Here is a 26,147-nt window from a genome sequence, read left to right as displayed (position 1 = left end):
TACCTGAGCTGTAAAAAGAATGGTCGGGGAGACAGGATTCGAACCTGCGACATCCTGCTCCCAAAGCAGGCGCGCTACCGGACTGCGCCACTCCCCGATCCAGTTTGGGCGAGGCGGATCGTTCCGCCCTGCCCGGATCTCCGGTCTGCGGCACCTCAGCGCCGCTCCGCGCGGCTTTGCCGTGCGCGGTTGCGGAAGGCAAGCGAAGAATGGTGGGCCCGGCAGGACTTGAACCCGCAACCTAGCCGTTATGAGCGGCCAGCTCTAACCAGTTGAGCTACAGGCCCCCCCCTCTCCGTTAGCGTCCACCGCCCGCCGCTGGCAAGCCTGCAGACAAAATCACCTCGCGCGGCGATGCCGCCCTGGCCTCGCGTCGTGCGAAATCCGTAAGAACAGGCTGTCACAACACTGGCTTTGCGGCGAACCCTCAAGATGGTTCCCGTGGAGCGTATGGGCCTGCCCTGAAGGCAGCGAGGAACGCCAAGCCGAGCGAGCGAATGCGGCCGATATGCGCGACCGCAATTGCCTTCAGCGTGTCCGCGCCGCGCATGGTGTTCGGCGTCAATGCGACTCGCGGGGGCGAACCCATCAGCAAAGACAGACTGCAATCGTGCGGAAGCTGCTCAGGGCCACGATCAGCGGCGCGAAGTCTGCTCGCGCGGACGTGTGGTTCTGGTCGGCAGCTGCAAAGTCAGCGCTTCTCGCCCGATATCGAGCCCACCGCCCAGTTCGGAGGCAAGGTTTGCGATCAGCCGCAGCGCAAAGCCGGTGCCGAGCGTTGGTGCACTATCTGCATCGTCCGGTGCGTCCGCGGAGGTCGTCGCCAGGTCTTCATCGGTATCGCTCGCCAGCCCCCGAGGCCGGTCGAACAAAAGACGGATCCGGTCGGATCCGATCGCGGATACGACCACGCCGATCTGCTCGCGTGGACGGGTGGCGGCGACCAGCGTTGCCAGCAACCTGCTGATCAACCGCTCGATCGCACGACCGTCGCCCGCGATGCACAGCGCTCCATCGAGCCCGTGAAGCGCGATGGTAGCCCCGCGCAGCGTTGCCAAAGGGGCAAGATCGGTCGCGATCCGATCGAGCATGTCGGTAACCGAGACGCGTTCGCCAGGCGACTGGCCCGCAACCGTCTGCTCCCGCGCGGCCGTGTCCATGTCCTCGATCGCGCCCAGCAAGTCTGCCGTCTGGTGGCGAATGTCGGTCGCGTGTTCGCGGTAGGTCTCGGCGACCGGACCGAGCATCTCGGTTTCGATCATCTCGGCAAAGCCGGCGATGGCGTTGGTCGGCGTGCGCAGTTCGTGGACAAGTTGGCGCAACGCATCGGCCACTGCGGACGCGTTGGGCACGAGCGGTGCGGCAAGGTCGTCGGCGTCGGCGCGGCTGGCCGTTCCGCGAAAACCGCTGAAGCCGCCGGTCGCGCCGTCGAACACCGGCCCGGCGCTGATCTGCCATGTTCCTGCCGCCTCCGACCGTCCGGCGACAAACAGGCGCAACTCCTGGAAATCCGCCCTTGCACGGAATGCCTCCGCGACTGCGCGCTCGACCCCGGACACTCCCTCCTCGCTGGATGCCTGCGCCAGCGAGATTCCGACGAGCGCCGCACGCGCTATCCCGTCGACCCAGCGGATCGTGCCCGAGGCGTCCGCTTCGAAATCAAACTGATCACTTGGCACACTTTGCTCCGGTGCAGCGGGCCGCGCGCTGCGTTCCGCAAGCGTGGCGGCACGCGTGCGCTGATAAGCGGCGATCCGCTTGAGCATCTCGGCGATGTCAGACGATCCGCCAGGCGGATTTTTGCCCCCTTGGGCGGCCGGCGAGACCGACGTTTCTGTTGCGCCACCGATCGGAGTGGCCACCGTACCCGCGTCGTCGGAAGCGGGGCAGCGCATCGTGCGTTCGTCCGGCGCCGCGCCTTCCTCCGCACGGTCGACCGTTTCCGGAGGAGCGAGGACGAAATCCACACTGCCGAAGCTTGCCAGCATGGCCACCACTTCCCCCGCAAGATCGCGTCGATGGCGCAGGATCGAGCGCCCTGTCGGGGACAGAAGCGGCAGCAACTCCGCCCAGTCCGCCGGCGCGAGTTGCGCCCCCCGCAGGACCGGAGCCGCGACCGCGATCTCGTCTTCCGCGAACACCATCACCAACGCCAGCGGTGGCACCGCGTCAGCGATCGCGCGTGCACTCGCAGTGCGCACCGGCGGCGGCACCGATCCGCGGATCATCCGCAACCGCGCGATGACGTCGTCATTGGCAGGCGCACGTCCGCGCCCGATCAGATCGACCAGCTGCCGCCAGGCGAGTTGCGCACCGATCGGGGAGGTCATGTCGCCGGACAGGACGGTTTCAAGGCTGTCGTCGAAACGCAAAGGCGGCAATCCTCGGGGGTATCGTTACGGTCGAGCGTCGCACCGGTTCTACGCGCACGCAACTGCTTTCGAAACCGAAGATTTTACGACGGAGCAATGTGGGACAATTGCGTTACGCGGTAATTATATTATATCGCCCGCCAACGACACGATGGCAAACGCGCTTTGCCAAGGAGCTTTACGTAATGTCCTTTGATTCGATCGACCGACGCATCCTGGAATTGCTGCAGGACGACGGGCGGATGACCAACGTCGATCTCGCCGAGCGCGTAGGCCTCACCGCGCCGCCGTGTTTGCGCCGTGTACGCGCGCTGGAGGAAGCCGGTGCGATCCGCGGCTACCATGCCGAAATCGACCCGGCAACACTCGGATATCCGATCACCGTGTTCGCGATGGTCAGCCTGCGCAGTCAGGCCGAGCAGGATCTGGCGGCGTTCGAACAGCATGTCGCGACGATCCCGGAAGTCCGCGAATGCCACATGCTGAACGGTGAGATCGACTTCATCTTGAAGATTGTTGCGAGTGATCTGAAGGGCTTCCAGGAGATCCTGATGACCCAGCTGACGCCTGCGCCGAACGTCGCGAGCGTCAAGACCTCGCTGACGATCCGGACCGCCAAGTCGCTTCCGGGGATCCCGATCCGTAGCTCCTGAACCCGCAACGGACATGAAAAAGGGCGGCCCGAACGGACCGCCCTTTTTTATTGTTCGCCGTTGAAGCGTTACGCCGCGGGCGGTGCCGCGACATAGGTCTGCCACAGCCGTGCGATCGACTTGTTGGGCTCGCTCGCGACCTTGGCGAGGGCCGCCTTGGCACCCTCCTTGTCGCCCGACAGCGCGAGCGCCATGCCGAGGTGCAGGCTGTTGCGATCCGCGTCGGTCGGGCCCTTGCTTTCGGCCAGACGGTACATTTCGACCGCCTTGGTATAGTTGCGCGACCCGAAATAGGCGTCGCCCGCTTGCCCGGCGAGATCACCCTTGGCGGCTGCCTGGGCGTTCTTTTCCTTGGTCGCCGCCGGCGTGCTGCCCGCGATCCCGGTCTTGGCGAGACCGGACAGTTCCTTGCCGAGGACGTTGGTCGCCGGAACAACGTTCGCGGCAGCGCCCTCGTCGAGCACGACCTTCGCTTCGTTCGGCAGACCGACCTTCAGCGCCGAATCAGCGTACTGCAGATATTCGGTTTGGCCAGCCTGGCTCTTCGTCGCCCACATCAGGCGGAACAGGTCGACGCGGTTCTTGCTGTACTTGGCGGCGTTCGGACCCTGGAAACCGAACGTGTAGATCGCCGCGCGCCAGTTCTGCTTGGTGCCGTAATGCGAGAGCCAGCCTGCGGTCCACGCATCGCCTGCCTCGTCCTTGCCGGCCTTGTACAGGCGCGTGAACGCATATTTGTACCAGGCTTCCGGCGGCACGCGACCAGCGGCTTCCTCTGCCTTGACCGCCTGATCGAGCGCCGCGACGCCACCGTCGACGTCACCCGCCTCGACCTTCGACCGCGCCATGTTCAGCAGCAGATCGGCGTCGGTGTACCCGAGGTCCTTCGCCTTCTGATAGCCAGCGGCGGCTTCGGCATACTTCTTCTGCGTGAAGGACAGGCCGGCGCGCTCATTGGTGCGGATCGCGACTTCGTTCTTCGGCGTCGCCGGGTTGGCGATCAGCGCGTCGAGCATCGGCGCAAGCGCGGCTGCACGCTGAGCGTCGGTCTGGCCCGTGCTCTGTGCGTTGACGAGCGCGAGACGCAGGCTGCTCGCGATGTACTTCTCGTAATCCGACTTGGCGGCCGCATCCATCGCGGCGATGCTCGCCTCAGCCTTCGGGAGATCCTTCGGCGTTGCTTCCAGCGCGGCCTTCGCCGTAACGAAACCATCGCGAACTTCCTTCGAAATCGTCGGCCCGGCCGCTGCTTCTTCCTTCTTCTTCGCAAACGCAGGCGCAATCAACGCAGCACCGTTGATCGAGACGACAAGCGCCCCGGCCAGTGCAATCTTCGAAACCTTCTTCATCGCCGAACTCTCCTCATGCCTCGAAAGGGCAACCTTGCGGGGGAAATGCCAAGCCGCTCTAGCGCCACGGGTACCACCGTCAAGCGACGCCGATTGCGGCCACCGGGCTGAACAACGCTTGAACTCGCTGAGGTTCCCTTCCGAAACGGTGCGCAACACTTTGACGCGCGAAGGACGCGGGGCTACCGCCGCAAACGATGATTGCCCTGCTCTCCCCCGCCAAAACGCTCGATTACGACAGTGCGCTGCCGCCGATCGAACCGACCCGCCCGCAGTTCGAAAGCGAGGCGCAAACGCTCGCAAAAGCGGCCGCGCATCTTTCGCAAAAACGCTTGTCCGAATTGATGAGCATTTCACCGAAACTGGCAAAACTCAACGCCGACCGCTTCGCCACCTTCGCCGATTCGCCCGAGCGGCCTGCGCTGTTCGCGTTCGCGGGTGACGTTTATACCGGCCTCGAGGCTGCCACGCTCGATGCCCCCGCGCTCGACTTCGCACAGGATCATGTCCGCCTGTTGTCCGGGCTCTACGGCTTGCTCCGCCCGTTCGACGCGATGCGTCCGTATCGTCTGGAAATGGGCACGCGCTGGGCACCGCGGCGCAAGTCGCTGTACGACTGGTGGGGCGACCGCATTGCGGCTGCGGTGCGCGATACCGTTGCCGAGGAAGGGTCGGGCGTCGTCCTCAACCTCGCCAGCCAGGAGTATTTCCATGCGGTCGCCGACAAGCTGGAGGATGTGCGCGTGATCGATGTCGATTTCCGCGAACCCGGCCCCGATGGCCCCCGCTTCGTCAGTTTCCACGCCAAGAAGGCGCGCGGCATGGTCGCACGCTGGCTGTGCGAACACCGGATCACCGATATCGAGGCGATGAAGGGGTTCGACAGCGACGGCTATCGCTACGACGCGGACGAAAGCACCGCGGATCGCTGGAGGTTTACCCGCGCATGACGTCCGCGGTCATCATCGGCGCATCCGGCGGGATCGGCGCGGCACTGGAAGCGGCGCTTCTCGACGAAGGCGTTTTCGACCACGTCTATGGCTTCGCACGGTCGCGCGAGGGCGATCTCCATCTCGATCTGGAGAAGGAAGCCACGATCGCCGCAGCCGCAGCCCATGTGGCCAAGGGCTCCGCCCCCACGCTGGTCATCGTCGCGACCGGCCTGTTGCACGAAGGCGAACGCGGCCCCGAGAAGGCGCTGCGCGAGCTCGATCCCGCCTGGCTCGCGCGTTCCTTCGCGATCAACGCGATCGGACCGGCGATCGTCGCCAAGCATTTCCTCCCGGTCATGCCCAGGACCGGACGGTGCGTCTTCGCCGCGCTCTCGGCGCGCGTGGGGAGTATCTCCGACAACAAGCTGGGCGGCTGGTACGGGTATCGCGCCGCCAAGGCCGCGCTCAACCAGCTGATCCGGACCGCCGCGATCGAGGAGAAGCGCCGCAACGACCGCGCGATCGTCGTCGGCCTGCACCCCGGCACCGTGAACACCGCACTGTCCAGACCGTTTCAAGGCAATGTCCAGCCGGGGCGTTTGTTCGATACCGAGCGTGCCGCGTTGCAATTGCTCGATACGATCGAAGGATTGAAGGTTCCCGACAGCGGCAAGCTGTTCGATTACGAGGGCGGAGAAGTCCCCTTCTGATCGTTTCGGATGCCGCTCGGGGGTGGCATTCACCCGCACGACCCGCTAGGGTTGTCGCAATCCCGTAACACAGCCTAAGGCGCCGCAAATTGACCGACGAGACGCTACTCGCCGACCCTTCCGATATTGCCCCGATCTCGATCGTCGACGAGATGAAGTCGAGCTACCTCGACTATGCGATGAGCGTGATCGTCGCGCGCGCATTGCCCGACGTTCGTGACGGCCTGAAGCCGGTCCACCGCCGGATCCTCTGGTCCGCGTCGGAAAGCGGGTTCGTCTACAACCGCCCCTATCGCAAGTGCGCACGCATCGTCGGTGACGCGATGGGTAAATACCATCCGCACGGCGACAGCTCGATCTACGATGCGCTTGCGCGCATGACGCAGGACTGGTCGATGCGCGTGCCGTTGATGGACGGTCAGGGCAACTTCGGCTCGATGGATCCCGATCCGCCTGCGGCAATGCGCTATACCGAGGCGCGTCTCGCCAAGGTCGCGAATTCGCTGCTCGAGGATATCGACAAGGATACGGTCGACTTCGTCCCCAATTATGACGGCTCCGAACGCGAGCCTGCGGTGCTCCCGGCGCGTTTCCCCAACCTGCTCGTCAACGGCGCGGGCGGCATCGCGGTCGGCATGGCGACCAACATCCCGCCGCACAATCTGGGCGAAGTCGTCGACGCGACGCTCGCGCTGATCGACGCCGCCACTGGCGCACGCGACGAAGTGACCACCGACGAACTGATCGAGATCGTCCCCGGCCCCGATTTCCCGACCGGCGCGATCATCCTCGGCCGCGCGGGTGCGCGTTCGGCCTATGAAACCGGGCGTGGCTCGGTGATCGTGCGCTCGCGCTACGTCATCGAGGAAGGCCGCGGCGACCGTCGCTCGATCGTCCTGACCGCAATCCCGTTCCAGACCGGCAAGAACGGCCTGGTCGAGAAGATCGCCGACGCCGCCAAGGAAAAGCGGATCGAAGGCGTCAGCGACATTCGCGACGAATCGAACCGCGAAGGCGTCCGCATCGTCATCGATCTCAAGCGCGATGCGACCCCGGACGTGGTGCTCAACCAGTTGTGGCGGCACACGCCTGCGCAATCGAGCTTCCCCGCCAACATGCTCGCGATTCGTGGCGGTCGGCCCGAACTGCTCAACCTGCGCGACATCCTGACGTCGTTCATCACCTTCCGCGAGGAAGTGATCACGCGGCGTTCGAAGTTCGAACTGGCAAAGGCACGCGAGCGCGCGCATCTGTTGCTCGGTCTCGTCATCGCGGTCACCAACCTCGATGAAGTCGTCAAGATCATCCGCGGATCGTCCAGCCCCGCCGCCGCGCGCGAAGCGTTGCTCAGCCGTGACTGGCCGGTCGCCGAGATCGCGCCCTACATCAAGCTGGTCGAGGCGGTCGAAGCTGAGGTCACCGGCGACACCTATCGCCTGTCCGAAGCGCAGGTCCGCGCGATCCTCGATCTCCGCCTCCACCGCCTCACCGCGCTGGGTCGCGACGAGATCGGCAACGAGCTCCAGGGCCTCGCCGATTCGATCTCCGAGCTACTCGAGATCCTCGGCAACCGCGCGAAGCTGTACGCGGTCATGCGCGAGGAACTCGTCGCGGTCCGCGCCGAATTCGCGACGCCGCGCAAGACCGAAATCGCCGCTGCCGCCGATGGCATCGACGACGAGGATCTGATCGAGCGCGAGGACATGGTCGTCACCGTGACGATGCAGGGCTATATCAAGCGCACCACGCTCGACACGTTCCGCGCACAGGCGCGCGGCGGCAAGGGCCGCGCCGGCATGGCGACCAAGGACGAGGACGCGATCACGAACCTGTTCGTGACGAGCACCCACACCCCGGTCCTGTTCTTCTCGACGCTCGGCAAGGTCTACCGGATGAAGGTCTGGAAGCTTCCCGAAGGTGGCGCCGCCACGCGTGGTCGTCCGATGATCAACCTGCTCCCGCTCGCCGATGGCGAGACGATCTCGACCGTGCTGGCGCTGCCGGAGGACGAGGCCGAATGGGCCAAGCTCCACGTGATGTTCGCGACCGCGGGCGGCAGCGTGCGGCGCAACTCGATGGACGCGTTCACCAATGTGCCCACCGCAGGCAAGATCGCGATGAAGTTCGAAGGCATCGATGCCGAGGACCGGCTGATCGGCGTTGCTTTGCTCAGCGAGCATGACGACGTCCTGCTCGCGACGCGCGCCGGCAAGGCGATCCGCTTCGCCGCCGACGAAGTCCGCGAGTTCCAGAGCCGTAACTCGACCGGCGTGCGCGGCATGCTGCTCAAGGGCGACGACAAGGTCATCTCGCTCTCGATCCTCCACCGCGTCGGCGCGACGCCGGAGGAACGCGAGGATTATCTCCGCTTCGCGCCGTGGAAGGGCGAGCGTGACGGCGAGCCGACGATGGACACCGGCCGCTATCAGGAATTGATGGAGCGCGAGCAGTTCATCCTGACGGTCTGCGCCAACGGGTACGGCAAGCTGTCCTCGGCTTATGACTATCGCCGCAGCGGTCGCGGTGGCCAGGGCATCACCAACATCGACAACATCCCGCGCAACGGTCCGGTCGTCGCGAGCTTCGCGGCGACCAAGGGCCACCAGCTGATGCTCGTCACCGACCAGGCGAAGGTGATCCGCACCACGCTCGGCTCGATGCGCGTGATCGGGCGGAACTCGGCGGGCGTGCGACTGTTCGATGTCGGCAAGAACGAACATGTCGTCTCGGCGGCACGGATCGAGGAAGCCGAAGGCGATGCCGAGGCGGACGTCCGCGACCTGACCAAGATCGAGCTTGCGCCGGACGAAGGCGCGGACACGAGCGACGACAGCGCAGCTGGTCCGGAGGATGGCGAATGAGCGACCTGCCCCTTACTGCCTACAAGGTGCTCACCGCCGAGCAGATGACGGCGCTTGAGACGGACGGGTCGTTCGCCGGTGCGCCGGTCGACCTTGCCGATGGCTACATCCATCTCTCGACGGCGGATCAACTCACCGAAACCGTCGACAAGCATTTCGCCGGGCAAAGCGATCTGCATGTCGCAGCGGTCGATCTCGGATCGTTCGGCGCGAGCCTGAAGTGGGAAGAGTCGCGCGGCGGTCAGTTGTTCCCGCATCTGTACGGCGGGCCGTTACTGCTCGAGACGGTGATTGCCTACGGTCCGTTGACGCGTGACGAGACTGGCAAGGTGGCCCTGCCCGTCGCAGGCTGAGGGCCGCCAACCGTCACCCTAATCCACATACAGGTCGACGACCTCGGCCCCCTGTGCCTCCGCCTCCAGCAGCAACGTGCGGTGGCAATGGCGGGGGTCGCGTTCGTAGCATAGCAACGCGCTAGGCCGTTCCGCTGCGAGTTCGAGCATCCGTGCCGCCTGCACCTGCGCCTCGGGAAGCTCGAGCTGGTCGGCGTAGACCGCCTCGAGCGTTGCCACGTCGCCCTTCTTGGCCGCATCGCGCCCCGCCTTGGGCGTGCCCAGCGCCTTCAGGTGGACATAGTCGATCCCGACGGTTGCAAGCGACGCAGCCAGCGACGTCTTCGAGAACCCCGGCCGCCGCGACAAGGGTAGCGCGCGAACATCGATAACGCGCGCAACGCCCGCCCTGGTGAGCGCGGACAGGAACCCGTCCATCGTCGCGGCCTCATAGCCGATCGTGAAGATTTTCATGCAAGGCGTTCCTGATCGAGCGACGAACCGTGCCGCCAATAGCCATATGGTATCGTGGGTTACCCGGTCGCAAGCACCCCGACCTGCGGAGGAATGGTTGACCGGTGTGCCGTGATGGCCAAAGAGACCGGCATGACACAGGACATTCACATCATCGGCGGCGGCCTCGCCGGGTCTGAGGCCGCATGGCAGCTCGCCGAGGCGGGCTTCAAGGTCCGTCTCTCGGAAATGCGCGGCGCACCCGCGGACCGTGGCGGCGAAATGACGCCCGCGCATCAGACCGACGGGCTGGCCGAGCTGGTCTGCTCGAACAGCTTCCGCTCGGACGATGCGGACAGCAATGCGGTCGGGTTGATCCACCAGGAGATGCGGACGCTGGGATCGCTGATCCTGCGCGAAGCCGACATCCACAAGGTCCCCGCCGGATCAGCGCTCGCGGTCGATCGCGACGGTTTCTCGGCTGGAGTCACCGCGGCGCTGGAGGGGCATCCCAACATCACGGTCGTGCGGGAACGCGTCGATACCCTGCCGGACACGCCCGTAATCGTCGCGACCGGTCCGCTGACTGCGGCCGGGCTCGCGTCGAGCATCGGGTCCGCGACGGGTTCCGATTCGCTCGCCTTCTTCGATGCGATCGCGCCGATCGTCCATTTCGACAGCATCGACATGGACACCGCCTGGTTCCAGTCGCGCTGGAACAAGGGCGAAGGTAAGGACTACATCAACTGCGCCCTCAACCAGGAGCAGTATATCGCCTTCCACACCGGGCTGATCGAGGGTGAGAAGACCGAGTTCAAGGAATGGGAGCAGAATACGCCCTATTTCGAAGGCTGCATGCCGATCGAAGTCGCGGCATCGCGCGGGGTCGATACGTTGCGCTACGGGCCGATGAAGCCCGTCGGGCTCGATGATCCGCGCACCGGGCGCTGGCCGTACGCGGTCGTTCAATTGCGGCAGGACAATGCCAGCGGGACGCTGTGGAACATCGTCGGCTTCCAGACCAAGCTCAAGCATTCCGAACAGGTTCGCCTGTTCCGCACGATCCCCGGTTTGGAGAATGCCGAGTTCGCGCGGCTGGGTGGCCTGCACCGCAACACCTTCATCCGCTCGCCCGAATTGCTCGACCCGACGCTGCGGCTGAAGTCGCGCCCGAACGTCCGGTTCGCGGGGCAGATCACGGGGTGCGAAGGCTATGTCGAAAGCGCCGCGGTCGGGCTGATGGCAGGGCGGTTCGCGGTCGCCGAACTCGGCGGTCGCGCGATGACGCCGCCGCCCGTGACGACTGCGCTCGGCGCGTTGCTGCACCACATTACCGGCGCGGCGGTCGCGGATACCTATCAGCCGATGAACGTCAACTTCGGGCTGTTCCCGCCGATCCCCGGCCGGACCAAGAAGGCCGACCGCAAGAAGATGTACACCGACCGGGCGCGCACCGCGCTTGGCGACTGGCTCGCGGTGGCGTGACCGGTCAGCCGTCGTCGCCAGGGGCGGCGGCGGCAGATGGCGGACAGTCGCGCCGGATCCGGGGCGGCTTGCGCTTGGGTGCGGTCGCCGCGAATTCGGTGGGCGTCATGCTCCCCGACTTGTCCTTGTCCGCTTCGGCGAACCGGGCCTCGGTCTTGACCGCCCATTCGTCGAACGACAGCGCGCCATCATGGTTGGCGTCGAGCCGCACGAACGCCTTGCGCCGCGGTGCCAGATATTCCTCGCGCGCGACCGACCCGTTGCTGTCCTGATCGTAGCGATCGAACCGCCTCGCCGCGCGGGTCTGTTCGCTCGCGGCAGGCGCCACGTCGGGCAGTCCCGGTCCCTCCCCGCCTTGCACCAGCGCCGCCTGCGGTAGTGCAGCGACCGAGCGCGCATTGCGATTGAGCAGCAACACCCCTGCCGTGACCAACGCAAGCGTCGCCACGCACCCCACGATATACCGCCACATCTGCTATCCCCCCTGTCCCCGCCCTAAAGCTATCGGGTTTGCAGGCGCCGGGAAAGCCTATCGCCCCGAAAGCCGATGCCAGGCGAGCCGCGCAACCCGCGCCGGCGAGGTGGTCGGCGCTGCCGCACCGGCGGGTGTGGCCAAATCCATACGGGCGCTCAGCGTCATCGCACCGAGCGACCGGACCGAGCCGCTCCAGCGGACACGCATCGCATCGTGCAGGGCGGCCCCGGCCAGTTCGCGCGGCAGCGCCGCCGCGCCGGCATCGCGCGAATGCCGGGCAAGATCGGCAAGCGCCCACCCCGCCCCGGCGCGGTCGAGCGGATCACGCGGGCCTGCCCCCAGGATCCTGCCCGCCAGCACGAACAGCCTCCCGCCCCGCTGCGCCGCATAGAGATCGAGCATCGCGGCATCGAGCGGATCGGGTTCCAGCAGAACCTCCCAGCCGTCGATCATCCCGGCCAGATCCGCCCCGCTGACACCACGCGCCATTACCTCCGCTGCCAGCGCGCGCAGCACCGGTTGCGCGGGGGGCGGCGCGGTGTCGAGCGCGGTGAGCGCTTCATGCCACCAGGTCAGCCGCATCTGCCCCACCATCGGTTCCCGCGTGGTCCGCAGGATCTGGCCGAGCGTCTCGTCGAGCGTGAACAATGCCTCCACCCCGCCCCGAAAACCCACGGGTACATAGGACAGCGCGAGCGCCTGTTCGGGATGTTGCGCGCCGTTCACAGAGTTCCCCCGGAATGCAGATGGTTAGCGCGCCTTAACCATGATCGATCACGCGCGATTATCCCCTTCTGCGGCATAGCGCAGGGTGAAGCGTGCGAATGCGTAACAAGGGACGAAGGCAGCATGACGGGGCAAGCACCCAGGAAAAAAGCGCCACCGCGCGGGCTGCTGTCGACATTGGCACGCGACGTCCGTGGCAACACGCTGGCCATGATGGCGATGTTCTTGATCCCGTTGACCGGGCTGGTGGGATCCGCCGTCGACATGAGCCGTCTCTATGTCGTCAAGACGCGGTTGCAGCAAGCCTGCGACGCAGGCGCGCTGGCTGGGCGCAAGGGAATGACCGACAGCAACAACACGACGCTCGATGCTGACGCGGTGGCGCAGGCGCAGGCGTTCTTTGCCATTAATTTCAAGAAGGACACCGCGTCGCCAGCGACAGCGGGGTATCTCGGCACGACCAAGGTCGGTTTCACGCCGAGCAAGACCGCCGACAACCAGGTCGAAGCGAAAGCAACCGCGACTGTCCCGATGACGGTCTCCAAGATCCTCGGCACCAGCTCGGTCACGCTCAACGTGACGTGCGAAGCGCGCTATGACGTTGCCGATACCGACGTGATGTTCGTACTCGACACGACCGGGTCGATGGCCTGCCTCGCCTCGCAGACATCCGGGTGCAGCCCGACGGTAAAGACCTATACGCGCCCCGATGGTACGACCGGCTATTATGCGCAGGAAGTCTCGGGCTCGAAACTGTCGGGCGTGCGGACCGCGGTGCTCAACTTCTACGATACGGTCGCCGCCAGCGCCGATCCGTCCACGCATATCCGCTACGGGTTCGTCACCTACACCTCGACGGTCAACGCAGGCTTCGCGGTGGCGGCGGTGTCGCCGACCGACCCGACCGTCAATATCTCCGGGTTTCCGCTCTATCTGGTGAACAACTGGAGCTATGATACGCGCCGCTGGAACGGGGACATGAACCAGGCGAACGCAACCGCCAGTTCGGCCACCAACGTCAAGGCGGCGGATTGCTTCGTAACGACATGGCGTGTTCCCGCCACGGGCTACACCACCAACGCTCAGGCAACGCAATATACCCGCACCTATTCAACCGCCAACGGCGGCACGTGCACGCTGACGACCCAACCGTTGAAGCCGCGTTGGATCTACGACTATTCGAAGCTCGACGTCGGCAACTTCGTGATGGGCCAGACCGTGCCCGATCCGACCCGATTCACCGGCGCGACAAGTAAGTGGCAGGGATGCCTCGAAGAACGCACCACGACGCCCGGCGTGACGAGCTTCGATCAGGACAATCTTCCCGGCGACCTCGATCCCGATCTTATTCCGAACAGCGACCCGGCGACCAAGTGGCGTCCGATGTGGCCCGACGTCGTCTATTATCGTGGCACGGCTTCGCAGCTGGACTCGGCGTCCAACTCGAACAGCAGCAACAACTGGTCAGGTACCGGTTCCAACAGCGCTAACCCCTATGGCGATTCCAACAGTACGACCGTGACCGGCGCGTGGACCGCCCTGACGGTGTATAACAACATCGCGTCCGGCTACGTATCCTGCGGCAAGCCAGTGCAGCGCCTCGACACGCTCACGCGGAGCCAGGTCAGCAATTACGTCAACGCGTCCGACTTCGTGCCGCAGGGCGGTACCTATCATGACACCGGCATGATCTGGGGCACGCGCATGATCTCGCCCAACGGGATCTTCTCGGACGATACGTCGACCTGGCCGGGCCGCAACCCACCCAACCGCTACATCGTCTTCATGACCGACGGCGATATGTCGCCCAACGATGACCTCTACGGCATGTACGGGATCGAATCGTATCGCAAACAGGTCGCGGCGGGCAATTCGGCCAACCTGACGACCTACACAAACTATCATAACCAGCGCTTCCTCGCCGAATGCACTGCCGCAAAGGCGCGCAACATCAAGGTGTTCGTGATCGGGTTCGGCCAGACGCTGACCCCGCAGCTGACCGCCTGCGCGTCTGAAGGCCAAGCCTATTACGCCAGTGACAACAAGTCGTTGGATGCTGCTTTCCAAACGATCGCCAAGCAGGTGGCGATGCTGCGGGTATCGAAGTGAAGCGCCTCATCGGGGACCGGCGCGGCGCGACGCTGGTCGAGTTCACCTTCGTCGCGCCCGTCATGATCATGGTGATGATGGGGCTGTGTGATCTCACATACCAGATCTACGCCCGTTCGATCCTCAACGGCGCGGTACAGAAGGCGGCGCGGGACAGCACCATTCAGGGGGCTGCCGATCAGACCGGCGCGATCGATCAGCGCGTGATCAACATCATGGGGGGGCTGGTCGGCACCGTCACACCGTCGTGCGCCACGACGCCTGCCGCCGCGACCTGGTGTGCGACCCGCACGAACTTCACCAGCTTCGCGCAGGCGGGGCCCGAACCCTTCAACGACGATAACAATGACGGCATCCGTCAGACGACCGAATGCTATTCCGACATCAACGGCAATTCGAAATGGGATGCCAGCGCAGGTCCCGGCAACAGCGGCCAGGGCGGCGCGAGCGACGTGACCGTCTATACGATGAAGATCACCTACGCGCGCATCTTCCCGGTCGCATCGCTGTTCGGGTGGCCCACGACCCAGACGATCATCGGCAGCACGCTGTTGAAGAACCAGCCGTACCAGACGCAGAGCGGGACTGCCGTCGCACCAAAGACGATCTGCACATGAGCGCGCCATCGATCCGGTTGCGGCGTCTCGAGGCGGATCGCCGCGGTGTCGCCATGCTCGAATTCGCGCTGTCGCTGCCGATCGTGCTCGCAGTGGGTCTGTACGGGATCGAGGTTTCGAACCTCGCCTTGACCAACCTCAAGGTCAGCCAGATCGCGCTCGCACTTGCCGACAACGCATCGCGGGTCGGCGTGGCGAACCAGCTCGCACAACAGCAGTTGCGCGAATACGATATCAATGACGTGCTTCAGGCCACACGGCTGCAGGGCGCCGATATCAAGCTGACCACAAACGGGCGGGTCATCCTGTCCAGCCTTGAGGAATCCGGGGGCGTTCAGCGCATCCACTGGCAGCGGTGCATCGGGCTGCAGAAGGGCGCCGGCTACGACTCGAGCTACGGCCGCACGACGATCAAAGGGAGCACGCCGTCGACTGCGGAAGATACCGCCGCCAGCTACGATCCGACCGCCGGCATCAATACCAGGACCGACGGAACCGACGATTCGGCGAGCCATCCCGGGAGCGTCATTACCGGCGGGATGGGTGATCCGGACCAGAAGGTCCTCGCGCCCAAGAACTCGGGCGTGATGTTCGTCGAGATCAACTACAGATACGTGCCGGTGACAGGGACATGGTTGCTCGGATCGCAACAGCTTCGGTCGGTCGCGTCTTTCATCGTCCGCGATCGGCGTACGTTCGCGCTGGTCTCGAACCCTTCGCCGACCGCAAAGCGGTCGACCTGCGATCTTTACACCAGCTAACCGGCAGCCCCGCGCCAAACGCACAACGGCGCGGGAAGCTGCCTTCCCGCGCCGTCATGGCTTGTCGATCCGGTCGAAGCCTCAGCCCCGATAGGTAACCTTCTTCACGGCTGCCACGATCTTGTCGCTGGTGACGAGCATCAGCTTCTCGAGGTTCGCCGCATAGGGCATCGGCACGTCCTCGTTGGTGACGCGCAGCACCGGCGCGTCGAGGTCGTCGAAGCCCTGCTCCATGCAGACTGCCTGGATTTCCGAAGCGATCGAGCAGGTTGCCCAATTCTCTTCGGCAATGACGAGGCGATTGGTCTTCTTGAGGCTGGCGAGCACCGTCTCGGTATCCAGCGGACGCAGCGTGCGCAGATCGATCACCTCGGCGTCGATCCCCTCTTCCGCCAGCTTCTCGGCAGCTTCGAGCGAAAGGCCGACGCCGATCGAATAGCTGACGATCGTCACGTCCTTGCCCTCGCGCATGATCCGCGCCTTGCCGATCGGCAGGACGTAGTCGTCGAGCTTGGGGACTTCGAACGTGCGGCCGTAGAGCAGCTCGTTCTCGAGGAACACGACCGGATCCTCGGTACGGATCGCGGCCTTCATCAGGCCCTTGGCATCCGCCGCGTCATAAGGCGCGATCACGATCAGGCCCGGGACACTGGCATACCAGGCCGCGAAGTTGTGCGAATGCTGCGCACCGACGCGCGAGGCCGCGCCGTTCGGGCCACGGAACACGATCGGGCAACGCATCTGGCCGCCCGACATGTAGTTGGTCTTGGCGGCAGAGTTGATGATGTGGTCGATCGCCTGCAACGCGAAGTTGAACGTCATGAACTCGACGATCGGACGAAGCCCGCCCATCGCCGCGCCAGCCCCGACGCCGGCAAAGCCGTATTCAGTGATCGGCGTATCGATGACGCGCTTGTCGCCGAACTCGGCCAGCAAGCCCTGCGTGACCTTGTACGCGCCCTGATACTGCGCGACTTCCTCGCCGATCACGAAGACGCGCTCGTCGGCGCGCATTTCCTCGGCCATCGCATCGCGCAAAGCCTCGCGCAGCGTGATCTTGACCATCTCGGTCCCCTCGGGGATCGCGGGGTCGCTGACCTTGGCCTTCTGCTCGGCGGCGGCGTGAAGCTGCTGCGTGCCGCTCTCGGCGGCCATCGGGACGTTGCTTTCGGGAGCTGGCGGTGCCTTGTCGGCGGGCTGCGCTTCCTTCGGCTGCGCGTTGGCGGAATCGCCCGCACGCTCGCCCGAAGACGGCTCTTCGCCCTCGGCGTCGAGCGTCGCGATGACGGTGCCGACCTTCACGTTGTCGGTGCCCTCTGCGACGAGGATCTTGCCGATCGTGCCTTCGTCGACCGCTTCGAATTCCATCGTCGCCTTGTCGGTCTCGATCTCGGCCATGATGTCGCCCGACTTGACGACGTCGCCTTCCTTGACGAGCCACTTGGCGAGCGTGCCTTCCTCCATGGTGGGGGAAAGCGCGGGCATCTTGATCTCAATCGGCATCAGTATTTTTCCACCAGAACGTCGGTATAGAGCTCGGCCGCATCGGGCTCGGGCGTCTGTTCAGCGAAATCGGCAGCTTCGTTGACGATCTTGCGGATCTCCTGCTCGACCCCCTTGAGATCGCCCTCGGTGACGCCCTGCTCCTCGAGCAGCTTCTTGACGTGCTCGATCGGGTCGGACTTGTCGCGAACCGCCTGGACTTCCTCGCGGCTGCGATACTTCGCGGGGTCGGACATCGAGTGGCCACGGTAGCGGTAGGTCTTCATCTCGAGGATGATCGGCCCCTTGCCCGCGCGAACCCACGCAAGTGCCTCTTCGGCTGCGCCACGGCACGCGAGCACGTCCATGCCGTCGACCTGGATGCCCGGGATGCGGAAGCTCTCGCCGCGGCGATAGAGCTGGTCCTCGGCCGAGGCGCGATTGACGCTCGTACCCATCGCGTACTGGTTGTTTTCGATGACGTAGATGACCGGGAGCTTCCACAACTCGGCCATGTTGAAGCTCTCGTACACCTGGCCCTGGTTGGCCGCGCCATCGCCGAAGTAAGCGAGGCAAACGCCGCCGTCGCCCTTATACTTGTGGCTGAAGCCCAGCCCGGTGCCGAGCGAGACCTGCGCGCCGACGATGCCGTGCCCGCCGTAGAACTTATGTTCGACGGAGAACATATGCATCGAGCCGCCCTTGCCCTTGGAGATGCCGGCGGCACGCCCCGTAAGCTCGGCCATCACGTCCTGCGGCGGGATGCCGCAGAGCAGCATGTGGCCGTGGTCGCGATACCCGGTGATGACGCTGTCCACCGGGGTCAGCGCGGACTGCAGCCCGACGGCGACGGCTTCCTGGCCGATGTAGAGATGGCAGAAGCCGCCGATCAGGCCGAGACCGTACAACTGGCCCGCCTTTTCCTCGAAACGACGGATCAGCAACATCTGCTTGTAGAACTCGATCAGCTCGTCCTTCGAAGCCTGGTAAGGCGTCGGTTCATCGGGACGCTCGCGGTTCGGGACCGGAGGTTCAGCTTTACGAAGGGCGGGGGCTTTGGCCACGGACGATCAACCTCGTATCCTGGGATAATGTCGCGAGCCTATAGGCCCGTTGTTGCGCGTATATCAATGTCCCGCATCAAATCCCTGGCGTCGCCGGGACGAACAGAAGTTTCCACGGGCCAAGCAAGACGATGATTGCGGCGCGCGCGCGGCTGCGCCTAAGGGATGAGGCGATGGCAGAGGCACCGCATCCCTTTCGTATTCCCAACTTCCGCGCCTATTGGGCATCGCGTCTGTCGGGGACGGTTGCGATCACCGCGATGGCGCTGATCGTCGGCTGGCAGGTCTACAGCCTCGCCCGCGCCACCATGGGGATTCGCGAGGCAGCGTTCCTGCTCGGCATGATCGGCGCGGCGCAGTTCATTCCGCTGTTCGTGCTGACGCCGGTGGTGGGTCTCGTCGCCGATTCGGTCGATCGCCGCTGGATCGTGCGCGTGACGACGACGATCATGTTGCTGACCGCGGCGACGCTCGGCGTACTGACCGCGACGCACACGCTGACGCTGACCGCGTTGTTCACCGCCGCCGTGGTGTTCGGCATCGTCCGCGCCTTCTCCGGGCCAGCCTATTCCGCGCTCGCACCCAACCTCGTTCCGCGGGAAAGCCTGCCGACCGCGATCGCGGTGAGTTCGATCGCATGGCAGGTCGGGTCGATCGCGGGGCCGAGCCTCGGCGGGCTGCTGTTCGCGGTCCATCCCGACGTTGCCTACGCAGTCGTGGTCGGATTGCTGACGCTGGCGCTGGCGACGATGTTCCTAATCGGCCCGGTGCCGCAGCCCCCCGCCCAGCCCGACCAGCGCCCGCTCGCGCGGATCGCGCAGGGGTTCGCTTATGTCCGCAACAACCGCCTCGTGCTGGCGACGATCACGCTCGACCTGTTCGCGGTGCTGCTCGCGGGGTCAACCGCGCTGCTCCCGGTGTTCGCGCGCGATATCCTCCACGTCGGCCCGCAAGGGCTCGGCCTGCTCGCGGCCAGCATGGGAGCGGGCGCAACCGTCACCGCCTTGTTCTTCTCGGTCCGCCCGATGAAGACCAACGTCGGGGTCAAGATGCTGATCGCGGTTATGGTGTTCGGTGCCGCGGTCATCGCGTTCGGCCTGTCGCGCAATCTCTGGCTCAGTTCGGCAGCGCTCGCGGTCGCAGGCTGTGGCGACATGGTGTCGGTCTATGTCCGCCAATCGCTGATCCAGCTGCACACCCCGGACTCGATGCGGGGCCGCGTCAGCGCGGTGTCGCAGCTCACGATCTCGGCCTCGAACGAGCTCGGTGAAGCCGAGAGCGGATTGCTTGCTGCATTGCTCGGCCCGGTCGGCGCGGTGCTGTTCGGCGGCATCGGTGCGATCGTCGTGACGATCCTGTGGGTCCGCCTGTTTCCCGAGCTCAGGCTTGCCAAGACCTTCGACCAGCCCGACATAGCCCTAACAAAGACCCCAGCAGGAGTTGCGCAATCATGAAGGCGAACACCATCTTGGATACGATCGGCAACACGCCGCACGTCCGTATCCAGAAGCTCTTCCCCGGCGCCGAAGTCTGGATCAAGTCGGAACGCTCCAACCCCGGCGGGTCGATCAAGGACCGCATCGCGCTCGCGATGATCGAGGCGGCGGAACGCGACGGGCACCTGCAGCCCGGCGGGACGATCATCGAGCCGACCAGCGGCAACACCGGCGTCGGCCTCGCGATGGTCGCGGCGGTGAAGGGCTACAAGCTCGTCCTCGTCATGCCCGAAAGCATGTCGCTCGAACGCCGCCGCCTGATGCTCGCTTACGGCGCAACGTTCGACCTGACCCCGCGCGAAAAGGGCATGAAGGGCGCGATCGAACGTGCGCTCGAACTGGTCGAGCAGACCCCTGGCGCCTGGATGCCGCAACAGTTCGAGAACGCCGCCAACATCGACGTGCATATACGAACGACCGCGATTGAGATCCTCAATGATTTCCGCGATTCGCCGATCGACGTGATCATCACCGGCGTCGGGACCGGCGGTCACATCACGGGTGTCGCCGAGGCGCTCAAGAAGGAATGGCCAAACCTCAAGGTCTATGCGGTCGAGCCGGAAGCATCGCCGGTCATCTCGGGCGGCACGCCCGGTCCGCATCCGATCCAGGGCATCGGCGCAGGGTTCGTGCCGGCCAATCTGCACACCCAGGCGATCGACGGCGCGATCAAGGTCGATGCCGCGGTCGCCAAGGACATGGCACGCCGCTCGGCCGCCGAAGAAGGGATGCTCGTCGGGATCAGCTCGGGTGCGACGCTGGCCGCGATCCTGCAGAAGCTCCCCGACTTGCCGGACGACGTTCGCGTGCTCGGGTTCAACTATGATACCGGCGAACGGTATCTGTCGGTTCCGGATTTCCTGCCGGAAAGCTGATCCACGGACGGAAAGCCCCTCCCCTTTAGGGGAGGGGTTGGGGTGGGGGAGTCCAGCAGAACTGGCTCTCGGTGAGACACCCCCCACCCCCAACCCCTCCCCTGAAGGGGAGGGGCTATTCCAGTGGTCCACGCCGCAACCGCGGGATATTTCGCTTCCCGCCAAAAATGCGCTAAGGGCGCCGACCATTCCCGGTCAGGAGCCTTTCGTGCCCCCTTCCTCGTGCCTCTCGTCGATCCGCTGACCCCCGTGCGTCCTTCCCCGCAAGTAAGCGCCACGCTGCGCGCGATCCTGATCGTGATCGCCGTGTTGGCCGTGCTGATCCCGGTGCTGCTCGTGCGCACTGCGCCCCGCACCGTGTCGCACCACCGCGTCCGGACGCTACCGCAGCGCGTCGTCCCCCAGGCCGAACTCCCGCCCGTCGAACCCGTGGCGTTCCAGAACCTCGATCCGCAGGATGCGCGGTCGTACAATGCCGACGTCCCGTTCGTCGACGGTCCCAACCCCGCCGCCCGGCCATTCCGCCTGATCGGCGATCCTTCCGCCCGCGCCCGCGCGACCGACTGCATGGCGGCCGCGGTCCTGTATGAAGCGGGCGACGACTCGACCGGTCAGCGCGCCGTCGCGCAGGTCGTTCTCAACCGCGTCCGCCACCCCGCCTTCCCCAAGACGATCTGCGGCGTGGTGTTCCAGGGGGCTGATCGCAGCACCGGGTGCCAGTTCACGTTCACCTGCGACGGCGCACTGACCCGCAACCGCTGGAGCGAGGCGCAATGGAACCGCGCGCGCGGCATCGCCGCCGCTGCGCTCAGCGGAAACGTGTTCGGCAAGGTCGGCTACGCGACGCATTATCACACCAATTGGGTCGTCCCCTACTGGCAGGCCAGCCTCGACAAGATCGCCGCGGTCGACACGCATCTGTTCTTCCGCTGGACCGGCTGGTGGGGCACCGCGGCTGCATTCAACCGCCACGTTTCCAGCGACGAACCCGTCGTTGCGGCGCTGGCGCCTTATTCGGAGGCGCACCGTGGTGCGGTCGACAGCATGACTGGCTTACCGATGACGGCAAACCCGCTGTTCGATCGGGCAGCGGCAGAGGCACCGCTGCCGTCCGCGCTCAGCGGCGCGTCGGGGAGCTTCCTGGTGACGCTGGATGCGGACACCATGTCCCCAGACGGCTTCGCTGCGTACGCGGCGCGGGCTTGCGGGGATCGCGCCTATTGCAAAGTTATGGGCTGGACCGACCCGAGCAAGACGCCGACCGCGCTGCCATTGCAACCATCGCAGATCGCCGCGATGTCCTTCAGCTATCTGCGCGACCGGTCGCGGGGATATGACAAGGCTTTGTGGAATTGCCGCGAGTTTCGCCGCCCAGCCGCGAACCAGTGTATGAAGGCCCAGACCTTCCTGTCCACCGCGCAATTGGTCAGCGAGACGCTCAAGCTCGACGAAGAGCCAGCCCCGGCGGCCGCGCTTCCGCCGCATGTCCCGCTGCTGTCCGATGGACTGACCGGTGTTCGTCGAAAGGAACCAGCAGCCGACAAAGCTACGGCACCCGGACGTGGCACACTGCTCGTACCGGTAATGAAACCGGGCGAAGCGGCTAAACCCTGACCGGTTGATCCGCACTGCGCGAACGCAGGCGGATCAGCGAGGCGCGATTTCCCATTCCGCGCCCTTGCGCCGCGCGACCGCACCGACGCGCGCGGCAAGCCGGGGTACGTCATCCGATGCTTCGCCCGTCAGGTGGATCGTACCCGTAACGGGGCGCTGCGCCAGAACGGGTTCGATCGCCACGTGCACGCCATCAAGCCGCCGCAGGACGCTGACCACCCGGGCGAAAGGCTCTCCTGCAAACGTGACGGCGCCCGTCCGCCAGCCACCGACATGGGACGGATTGACGCGCGACACCGCGACATGCCCGGTATCGTCGCGCGCGGTCACCGCCGCGCCCGCCTGGAGCGTCAGTTTGTCCTTGTGGGGCTGGAACAACACGGCCCCTTCGGCAACCTGTACGTCGAGCCGGTAGCCCTCGCGTTCGGCATTGAACACGGTTCCCATATCCTTGACGCTCAACATACCCGACCTGAGCAGGAACGGCTTGCCGGCATCGTGGCGGACGTGAAACGTAGCCTCCCCCGCCGCGAGCGTTGCGGTTCGCGGGTTGGATCGGTCGAGTTCGAGCCGCGTTGCGCCATTCAGGTCGACGCGCGTTCCATCAGCCAGCGCAATGGTACGCTGCTCGCCGGGCTTGGTCGTGACGACATAAGGGTCTGCGGTCGTGTTGGGCAGCGACGGCATGACGACCAGCGACAGGCTTGCCGCCAGCGCAAGTGCCCCTGCCCCGACCCCCCAGCGCAGCCACGAGCGTGCCCGGTTGCGCTCGGCCGGCGGCACGGCTTCGGCGGCATCGACCGGGAACAGTTCCGGGTGATCCGCCATATGTTCCAGATCCAGCGCAACGGCATCATACGCGGCAGCGTTCTCGGCATCTGCCTCGAGCCAGTCGACGAAGCTGCGCCAGGCGGCTTCGTCCATGTCGTTCTGGCGCAAATGCCATTCGATCGCCTGATCTGTCCTGTTCGAGCCATCAGCGCTCATGGCGATTCCCTTCGTCTTCAAGACGATGCGGCTTGGCTGTTTCCGCCTCACGCGACTCGTTGGCGCCCGAGTTTTTGGGGCCCGACATCTTCGGGTTAGTGTCTTCATCCACCGGCTCATCGGTGCGGCTGGCGCAAATCTGCCGTACGGCCCGGCGCAACAGCTTCTCGACGCCGCTCACCGTCATCCCCAGACGTTCCGCAATCTCCTTCTGCGGTTGATCCTCGATTCGATACAAACGGAGGGCCACCCGCATCCGTTCGGGCATCGTCGCGACTTCGGCTTCGATCTGGCGCAACCGTTCACGCCCGAGCAGCGCGCGTTCCGCATCGGGCTGTTCATCCGCGGTCGGCTGTGCGTCCTGCCATGCCGTGTCGCGAGCGCCCGACCGCGCCGTCGCCAGCCGTCGGTCGGCGGCGAGGTTGGACGCCATCCGGCACAGATAGGCCGTCGGTTGCGCGACGGGTTCCGGCACGTCGTGTGTGTCGAGCTTTACCCAGATGTCCTGCAGCGCGTCTTCGGCGTCGTCGGCGGTGCCAAGCCGTGCCGTCAGCAAGCGCAGCAGCAGCGATCGTTCCTGGAGGAACACCGCCTTCAGTCCGGCCTGGCTACCGGAGGGAGATGAGTCACATTCCATCGCTGCCATGCTAAAGCCCCGATTTCGGAGCTTCGCAAGGCGCGATGCAGCCAAAGGGGGAGAATCAGGCGGCCAGGCGCTCGCTTGTCGCTACAGTACTGCGGGGCTGTAAAGAAGCGTCGCTGGACCCCTGAAACGGACGTTCGCGGATCCGGTCACTGGTCAGTTGGCGGGCGGCCAGCCGGCGCGCGAGAAACGTGTAGAAGAACCAGTCCCGACCGCTGCCCATCGCGAAATGGTAGGCGAGCCGCTCGATCAGCGTCCAGCGGATCGATGCCCGGTCGCGATCGCGCGATGACGGAGCGCAGCGGAATGCCCCCGCATACGCAATCCGCCCCACGCGTGCGACGCGGTGCATGATCTCATGGTCTTCCAGCACATAGCCCCAACGCTGCGGGTCGAACTGGCCTACCTGATGGAGTGCGTCTGCGCGGAACACCTGCCCCGCACCGCCGGTGTGGCACTGTCGCGGGAACACCGCCGCGGCGCATGCGATTCGCCGCGCCGCGCATCGATGGTCCCGCGCGGTCGCGTCCGCCGGGACGAAACATGCGCCCGCCGCCACGGCACCACCATCTAGCAGATGTCCGGCCTGCCGCAGATAGTCGGGGGGATACAGTGTGTCGGCATCACAGGTCGCCACATAGCCGGTCCGCACCTGCGCGATCCCCGCGGCGAGCGCGTTGATTTTCCCCGGTCGCGGCTCGACCAGTAGCGTGAACGCCATGCCACGCTGGCGGCAGACCGCAGCCGCGACCGCCCCGCCGCCATCGGTCGAGCCATTGTCGACGAGGATCAGGTGGAACGGCACGTCCTGCGCGGCGAGGCTGGCGAGCGTGCTCCCGATGAGCGCGCATTCGTTGAAGAACGGGACGACGACCGTCCAGCGGCTGGCGTGCTGTGCGGGCGGAGGATCGATCGGAACGGCATGCAGGCGGTCAAAGCAAAGCGTCGCGGTGAGCAAGGCAAGTCTCCTTGCTGCCATGACGACGTCGTCTCGGCATAACCGGACACACTTGGAAACATGACGAAAATTTCACCCCGTGGCGCGCAATCAGCGCCGCGCGAGCCGGCCCAGCACTTCGTCCAGCGCCGACAGGAACCGCGATCGGTCGGTCTTTGCAAACGGCGCCGGTCCGCCGATCGCATCGCCGCCCGCGCGCAAATCCGCCATGATCGCGCGGACCGCGATCGCATTGCCGATCGATGCGCTGGTGAACGGCTTGCCATTGGGCGCCAGCACACTCGCCCCCGCCTTGAGGCAGCGATCGGCAAGCAGGATATCGCCGGTGACGACCACGCTGGCGGCGTTGGCCCGCTCCGCGATCCAGTCGTCCGCCTCGTCGAATCCCGCACCGACCACGATCCGCGCGAGCAACGGATGGATCGGGATCCGGATCGGGCTGTTGCTGACGACGGTCACCGCGACCGAGCGCCGCAAAGCGACCTTGTAGATCTCGTCCTTTACCGGACAGGCGTCGGCATCGACATAGATGTGCAGCGGCGACGTCATGGTTTGTGCCCTCTAGCGAAAGCGCGGCGGACATTCCATATCGGTTCGGCGCCACGGGGTGCGGTCACGAAGGAGCACGCCCCATGCCGCTGTACGAAATCGACGGAAAGGCTCCCACGCTCGCCACCGGCAGCTGGGTCGCGCCAAGCGCCGAACTGATCGGCGACGTCGTGCTCGGTGAAGACGCGAGCGTCTGGTTCGGCAGCGTGATCCGTGCCGACAACACCCGGATCACGGTCGGCGCCCGCAGCAACGTGCAGGAAGGTGCGATGGGGCATTCCGATCCGGGCGCGCCGCTGACGATCGGTCAGGACTGCACGATCGGGCATCACGCGATCCTGCACGGCTGCACCATCGGCGACCGGGTCCTGGTCGGCATGGGCGCGACGATCCTCAATCATGCCGTGATCGGGGAGGATTCGCTGGTCGGTGCCGGTGCGCTCGTCACCGAGGGCAAGGTGTTCCCGCCCGGCAGCCTGATCGTCGGCAGCCCGGCTCGCGCAGTGCGCGAGCTGGATGCTTCGGCTAAGGCGATGTTGCTCGTATCGGCGCAGCATTATGTGTCAAACGCGCTGAAATACGCTGCTGGACTGCGGCGTATCGACTGACGCCTGACTGGAATCGGGATCGCGGCGGTACAGATC

At 65.4% G+C, this 26,147-nt stretch carries 24 protein-coding genes and 2 tRNA genes; 13 read left to right on the top strand and 13 right to left on the bottom strand.

Annotated elements, in window-relative coordinates:
* Positions 1–20 precede the first annotated feature (20 nt).
* From ABIC17_RS08340 to ABIC17_RS08330, 3 genes are all read right to left on the bottom strand, one after another.
* Positions 21–97, bottom strand: a tRNA-Pro gene (locus tag ABIC17_RS08340).
* A gap of 113 nt (positions 98–210) precedes the next feature.
* A tRNA-Ile gene (locus ABIC17_RS08335) sits at positions 211–287 on the bottom strand.
* A 348-nt stretch (positions 288–635) separates the two neighbouring features.
* A complete protein-coding gene (locus ABIC17_RS08330; RefSeq protein WP_354280882.1) occupies positions 636–2,372 on the bottom strand; it encodes a sensor histidine kinase in 1,737 nt (578 codons plus the stop codon).
* A 185-nt stretch (positions 2,373–2,557) separates the two neighbouring features.
* Here ABIC17_RS08330 and ABIC17_RS08325 point away from each other — a divergent pair, with 185 nt between their 5' ends.
* Entirely contained in the window at positions 2,558–3,025 is a 468-nt protein-coding gene (locus tag ABIC17_RS08325) for an Lrp/AsnC family transcriptional regulator (protein ID WP_354280880.1), read from the top strand.
* A 68-nt stretch (positions 3,026–3,093) separates the two neighbouring features.
* Here ABIC17_RS08325 and ABIC17_RS08320 read toward each other — a convergent pair whose 3' ends face one another.
* Positions 3,094–4,374: a tetratricopeptide repeat protein gene (locus ABIC17_RS08320; RefSeq protein WP_354280878.1), complete on the bottom strand. Its 1,281-nt coding sequence runs from the start codon at positions 4,372–4,374 to the stop codon at positions 3,094–3,096.
* 197 nt (positions 4,375–4,571) lie between these two features.
* Here ABIC17_RS08320 and yaaA point away from each other — a divergent pair, with 197 nt between their 5' ends.
* From yaaA to ABIC17_RS08300, 4 genes are all read left to right on the top strand, one after another.
* Entirely contained in the window at positions 4,572–5,324 is a 753-nt protein-coding gene (yaaA, locus tag ABIC17_RS08315; protein ID WP_354280877.1) for a peroxide stress protein YaaA, read from the top strand.
* Positions 5,321–6,016: an SDR family NAD(P)-dependent oxidoreductase gene (locus tag ABIC17_RS08310; protein WP_354280875.1), complete on the top strand. Its 696-nt coding sequence runs from the start codon at positions 5,321–5,323 to the stop codon at positions 6,014–6,016. The genes yaaA and ABIC17_RS08310 overlap by 4 nt, the downstream gene beginning before the upstream one ends.
* 89 nt (positions 6,017–6,105) lie before the next feature.
* Positions 6,106–8,877: a DNA gyrase subunit A gene (gene gyrA, locus ABIC17_RS08305; RefSeq protein WP_354280873.1), complete on the top strand. Its 2,772-nt coding sequence runs from the start codon at positions 6,106–6,108 to the stop codon at positions 8,875–8,877.
* Positions 8,874–9,230, top strand: coding sequence for a DUF952 domain-containing protein (locus ABIC17_RS08300; protein ID WP_354280871.1), 357 nt, complete (start codon positions 8,874–8,876; stop codon positions 9,228–9,230). The genes gyrA and ABIC17_RS08300 overlap by 4 nt, the downstream gene beginning before the upstream one ends.
* Before the next feature lie 18 nt (positions 9,231–9,248).
* On the opposite strand, the gene ABIC17_RS08295 is transcribed toward ABIC17_RS08300, so the two are convergent.
* Complete coding sequence (locus ABIC17_RS08295; protein WP_354280870.1) at positions 9,249–9,683, bottom strand: DUF488 domain-containing protein; 435 nt, start codon at positions 9,681–9,683, stop codon at positions 9,249–9,251.
* Between the two features lie 132 nt (positions 9,684–9,815).
* On the opposite strand from ABIC17_RS08295, the gene trmFO reads away from it, so the two are divergent.
* Positions 9,816–11,147: a methylenetetrahydrofolate--tRNA-(uracil(54)-C(5))-methyltransferase (FADH(2)-oxidizing) TrmFO gene (trmFO, locus tag ABIC17_RS08290; RefSeq protein ID WP_354280868.1), complete on the top strand. Its 1,332-nt coding sequence runs from the start codon at positions 9,816–9,818 to the stop codon at positions 11,145–11,147.
* 4 nt (positions 11,148–11,151) lie between these two features.
* Here trmFO and ABIC17_RS08285 read toward each other — a convergent pair whose 3' ends face one another.
* A complete protein-coding gene (locus tag ABIC17_RS08285; RefSeq protein ID WP_354280866.1) occupies positions 11,152–11,619 on the bottom strand; it encodes an EF-hand domain-containing protein in 468 nt (155 codons plus the stop codon).
* Between the two features lie 57 nt (positions 11,620–11,676).
* Positions 11,677–12,348, bottom strand: a complete 672-nt coding sequence (locus tag ABIC17_RS08280; RefSeq protein WP_354280864.1) for a squalene/phytoene synthase family protein — start codon at positions 12,346–12,348, stop codon at positions 11,677–11,679.
* 123 nt (positions 12,349–12,471) lie between these two features.
* On the opposite strand from ABIC17_RS08280, the gene ABIC17_RS08275 reads away from it, so the two are divergent.
* Genes ABIC17_RS08275 through ABIC17_RS08265 form a run of 3 tightly spaced genes read left to right on the top strand, consistent with a single transcriptional unit; the run spans position 12,472 to position 15,835 of the window.
* Positions 12,472–14,457 carry a TadE/TadG family type IV pilus assembly protein gene (locus ABIC17_RS08275; RefSeq protein WP_354280862.1) on the top strand — a complete coding sequence of 662 codons (1,986 nt, stop codon included), beginning with the start codon at positions 12,472–12,474 and terminating at the stop codon, positions 14,455–14,457.
* Positions 14,454–15,074 carry a TadE/TadG family type IV pilus assembly protein gene (locus ABIC17_RS08270; RefSeq protein WP_354280860.1) on the top strand — a complete coding sequence of 207 codons (621 nt, stop codon included), beginning with the start codon at positions 14,454–14,456 and terminating at the stop codon, positions 15,072–15,074. The genes ABIC17_RS08275 and ABIC17_RS08270 overlap by 4 nt, the downstream gene beginning before the upstream one ends.
* Positions 15,071–15,835: a TadE/TadG family type IV pilus assembly protein gene (locus ABIC17_RS08265; protein WP_354280858.1), complete on the top strand. Its 765-nt coding sequence runs from the start codon at positions 15,071–15,073 to the stop codon at positions 15,833–15,835. Before ABIC17_RS08270 ends, ABIC17_RS08265 begins: the two co-directional genes overlap by 4 nt.
* Before the next feature lie 81 nt (positions 15,836–15,916).
* On the opposite strand, the gene ABIC17_RS08260 is transcribed toward ABIC17_RS08265, so the two are convergent.
* Entirely contained in the window at positions 15,917–17,338 is a 1,422-nt protein-coding gene (locus ABIC17_RS08260) for a pyruvate dehydrogenase complex E1 component subunit beta (RefSeq protein WP_354280856.1), read from the bottom strand.
* Positions 17,338–18,381, bottom strand: coding sequence for a pyruvate dehydrogenase (acetyl-transferring) E1 component subunit alpha (gene pdhA / locus ABIC17_RS08255; protein WP_354280854.1), 1,044 nt, complete (start codon positions 18,379–18,381; stop codon positions 17,338–17,340). Before pdhA ends, ABIC17_RS08260 begins: the two co-directional genes overlap by 1 nt.
* A gap of 173 nt (positions 18,382–18,554) precedes the next feature.
* Between pdhA and ABIC17_RS08250 the strand changes: the two genes are divergently transcribed.
* From ABIC17_RS08250 to ABIC17_RS08240, 3 genes are all read left to right on the top strand, one after another.
* The gene (locus tag ABIC17_RS08250; protein ID WP_354280852.1) at positions 18,555–19,835 is read left to right on the top strand and encodes an MFS transporter; all 1,281 of its coding nucleotides are present in this window, start codon (positions 18,555–18,557) and stop codon (positions 19,833–19,835) included.
* The gene (cysK, locus tag ABIC17_RS08245) at positions 19,832–20,752 is read left to right on the top strand and encodes a cysteine synthase A (RefSeq protein WP_354280850.1); all 921 of its coding nucleotides are present in this window, start codon (positions 19,832–19,834) and stop codon (positions 20,750–20,752) included. The genes ABIC17_RS08250 and cysK overlap by 4 nt, the downstream gene beginning before the upstream one ends.
* A 288-nt stretch (positions 20,753–21,040) precedes the next feature.
* On the top strand, positions 21,041–22,366 hold the full coding sequence (locus ABIC17_RS08240; protein ID WP_502958440.1) for a cell wall hydrolase: 1,326 nt from the start codon (positions 21,041–21,043) through the stop codon (positions 22,364–22,366).
* Positions 22,367–22,399: 33 nt separating this feature from the next.
* On the opposite strand, the gene ABIC17_RS08235 is transcribed toward ABIC17_RS08240, so the two are convergent.
* From ABIC17_RS08235 to ABIC17_RS08220, 4 genes are all read right to left on the bottom strand, one after another.
* Positions 22,400–23,353: a FecR family protein gene (locus ABIC17_RS08235; protein ID WP_354280846.1), complete on the bottom strand. Its 954-nt coding sequence runs from the start codon at positions 23,351–23,353 to the stop codon at positions 22,400–22,402.
* Positions 23,343–23,999, bottom strand: a complete 657-nt coding sequence (locus ABIC17_RS08230) for an RNA polymerase sigma factor (protein ID WP_354280844.1) — start codon at positions 23,997–23,999, stop codon at positions 23,343–23,345. Before ABIC17_RS08230 ends, ABIC17_RS08235 begins: the two co-directional genes overlap by 11 nt.
* Before the next feature lie 55 nt (positions 24,000–24,054).
* Entirely contained in the window at positions 24,055–24,975 is a 921-nt protein-coding gene (locus ABIC17_RS08225; protein WP_354280842.1) for a glycosyltransferase family 2 protein, read from the bottom strand.
* 69 nt (positions 24,976–25,044) lie between these two features.
* Positions 25,045–25,503, bottom strand: a complete 459-nt coding sequence (locus ABIC17_RS08220) for a YaiI/YqxD family protein (protein ID WP_354280841.1) — start codon at positions 25,501–25,503, stop codon at positions 25,045–25,047.
* A gap of 83 nt (positions 25,504–25,586) precedes the next feature.
* Between ABIC17_RS08220 and ABIC17_RS08215 the strand changes: the two genes are divergently transcribed.
* A complete protein-coding gene (locus tag ABIC17_RS08215; protein ID WP_354280839.1) occupies positions 25,587–26,111 on the top strand; it encodes a gamma carbonic anhydrase family protein in 525 nt (174 codons plus the stop codon).
* Positions 26,112–26,147: the final 36 nt, after the last annotated feature.

This window comes from Sphingomonas sp. PvP056, from assembly GCF_040549155.1.
Taxonomy (GTDB): Bacteria; Pseudomonadota; Alphaproteobacteria; order Sphingomonadales; family Sphingomonadaceae; genus Sphingomonas.
Note: the sequence above shows the minus strand (reverse complement) of the source record. Positions and strands in the feature narration are given on the sequence as shown.

Bases quoted from the DNA above. Each gene is read 5' to 3' on its own strand.
- ABIC17_RS08325 (WP_354280880.1), top strand. From the start codon at position 2,558: ATGTCCTTTGATTCGATCGACCGACGCATCCTGGAATTGCTGCAGGAC.
- ABIC17_RS08320 (WP_354280878.1), bottom strand. From the start codon at position 4,374: ATGAAGAAGGTTTCGAAGATTGCACTGGCCGGGGCGCTTGTCGTCTCG.
- yaaA (WP_354280877.1), top strand. From the start codon at position 4,572: ATGATTGCCCTGCTCTCCCCCGCCAAAACGCTCGATTACGACAGTGCG.
- ABIC17_RS08310 (WP_354280875.1), top strand. From the start codon at position 5,321: ATGACGTCCGCGGTCATCATCGGCGCATCCGGCGGGATCGGCGCGGCA.
- ABIC17_RS08300 (WP_354280871.1), top strand. From the start codon at position 8,874: ATGAGCGACCTGCCCCTTACTGCCTACAAGGTGCTCACCGCCGAGCAG.
- ABIC17_RS08295 (WP_354280870.1), bottom strand. From the start codon at position 9,683: ATGAAAATCTTCACGATCGGCTATGAGGCCGCGACGATGGACGGGTTC.
- trmFO (WP_354280868.1), top strand. From the start codon at position 9,816: ATGACACAGGACATTCACATCATCGGCGGCGGCCTCGCCGGGTCTGAG.
- ABIC17_RS08285 (WP_354280866.1), bottom strand. From the start codon at position 11,619: ATGTGGCGGTATATCGTGGGGTGCGTGGCGACGCTTGCGTTGGTCACG.
- ABIC17_RS08275 (WP_354280862.1), top strand. From the start codon at position 12,472: ATGACGGGGCAAGCACCCAGGAAAAAAGCGCCACCGCGCGGGCTGCTG.
- ABIC17_RS08265 (WP_354280858.1), top strand. From the start codon at position 15,071: ATGAGCGCGCCATCGATCCGGTTGCGGCGTCTCGAGGCGGATCGCCGC.
- ABIC17_RS08260 (WP_354280856.1), bottom strand. From the start codon at position 17,338: ATGCCGATTGAGATCAAGATGCCCGCGCTTTCCCCCACCATGGAGGAA.
- ABIC17_RS08250 (WP_354280852.1), top strand. From the start codon at position 18,555: ATGGCAGAGGCACCGCATCCCTTTCGTATTCCCAACTTCCGCGCCTAT.
- cysK (WP_354280850.1), top strand. From the start codon at position 19,832: ATGAAGGCGAACACCATCTTGGATACGATCGGCAACACGCCGCACGTC.
- ABIC17_RS08235 (WP_354280846.1), bottom strand. From the start codon at position 23,353: ATGAGCGCTGATGGCTCGAACAGGACAGATCAGGCGATCGAATGGCAT.
- ABIC17_RS08230 (WP_354280844.1), bottom strand. From the start codon at position 23,999: ATGGCAGCGATGGAATGTGACTCATCTCCCTCCGGTAGCCAGGCCGGA.
- ABIC17_RS08225 (WP_354280842.1), bottom strand. From the start codon at position 24,975: ATGGCAGCAAGGAGACTTGCCTTGCTCACCGCGACGCTTTGCTTTGAC.
- ABIC17_RS08220 (WP_354280841.1), bottom strand. From the start codon at position 25,503: ATGACGTCGCCGCTGCACATCTATGTCGATGCCGACGCCTGTCCGGTA.
- ABIC17_RS08215 (WP_354280839.1), top strand. From the start codon at position 25,587: ATGCCGCTGTACGAAATCGACGGAAAGGCTCCCACGCTCGCCACCGGC.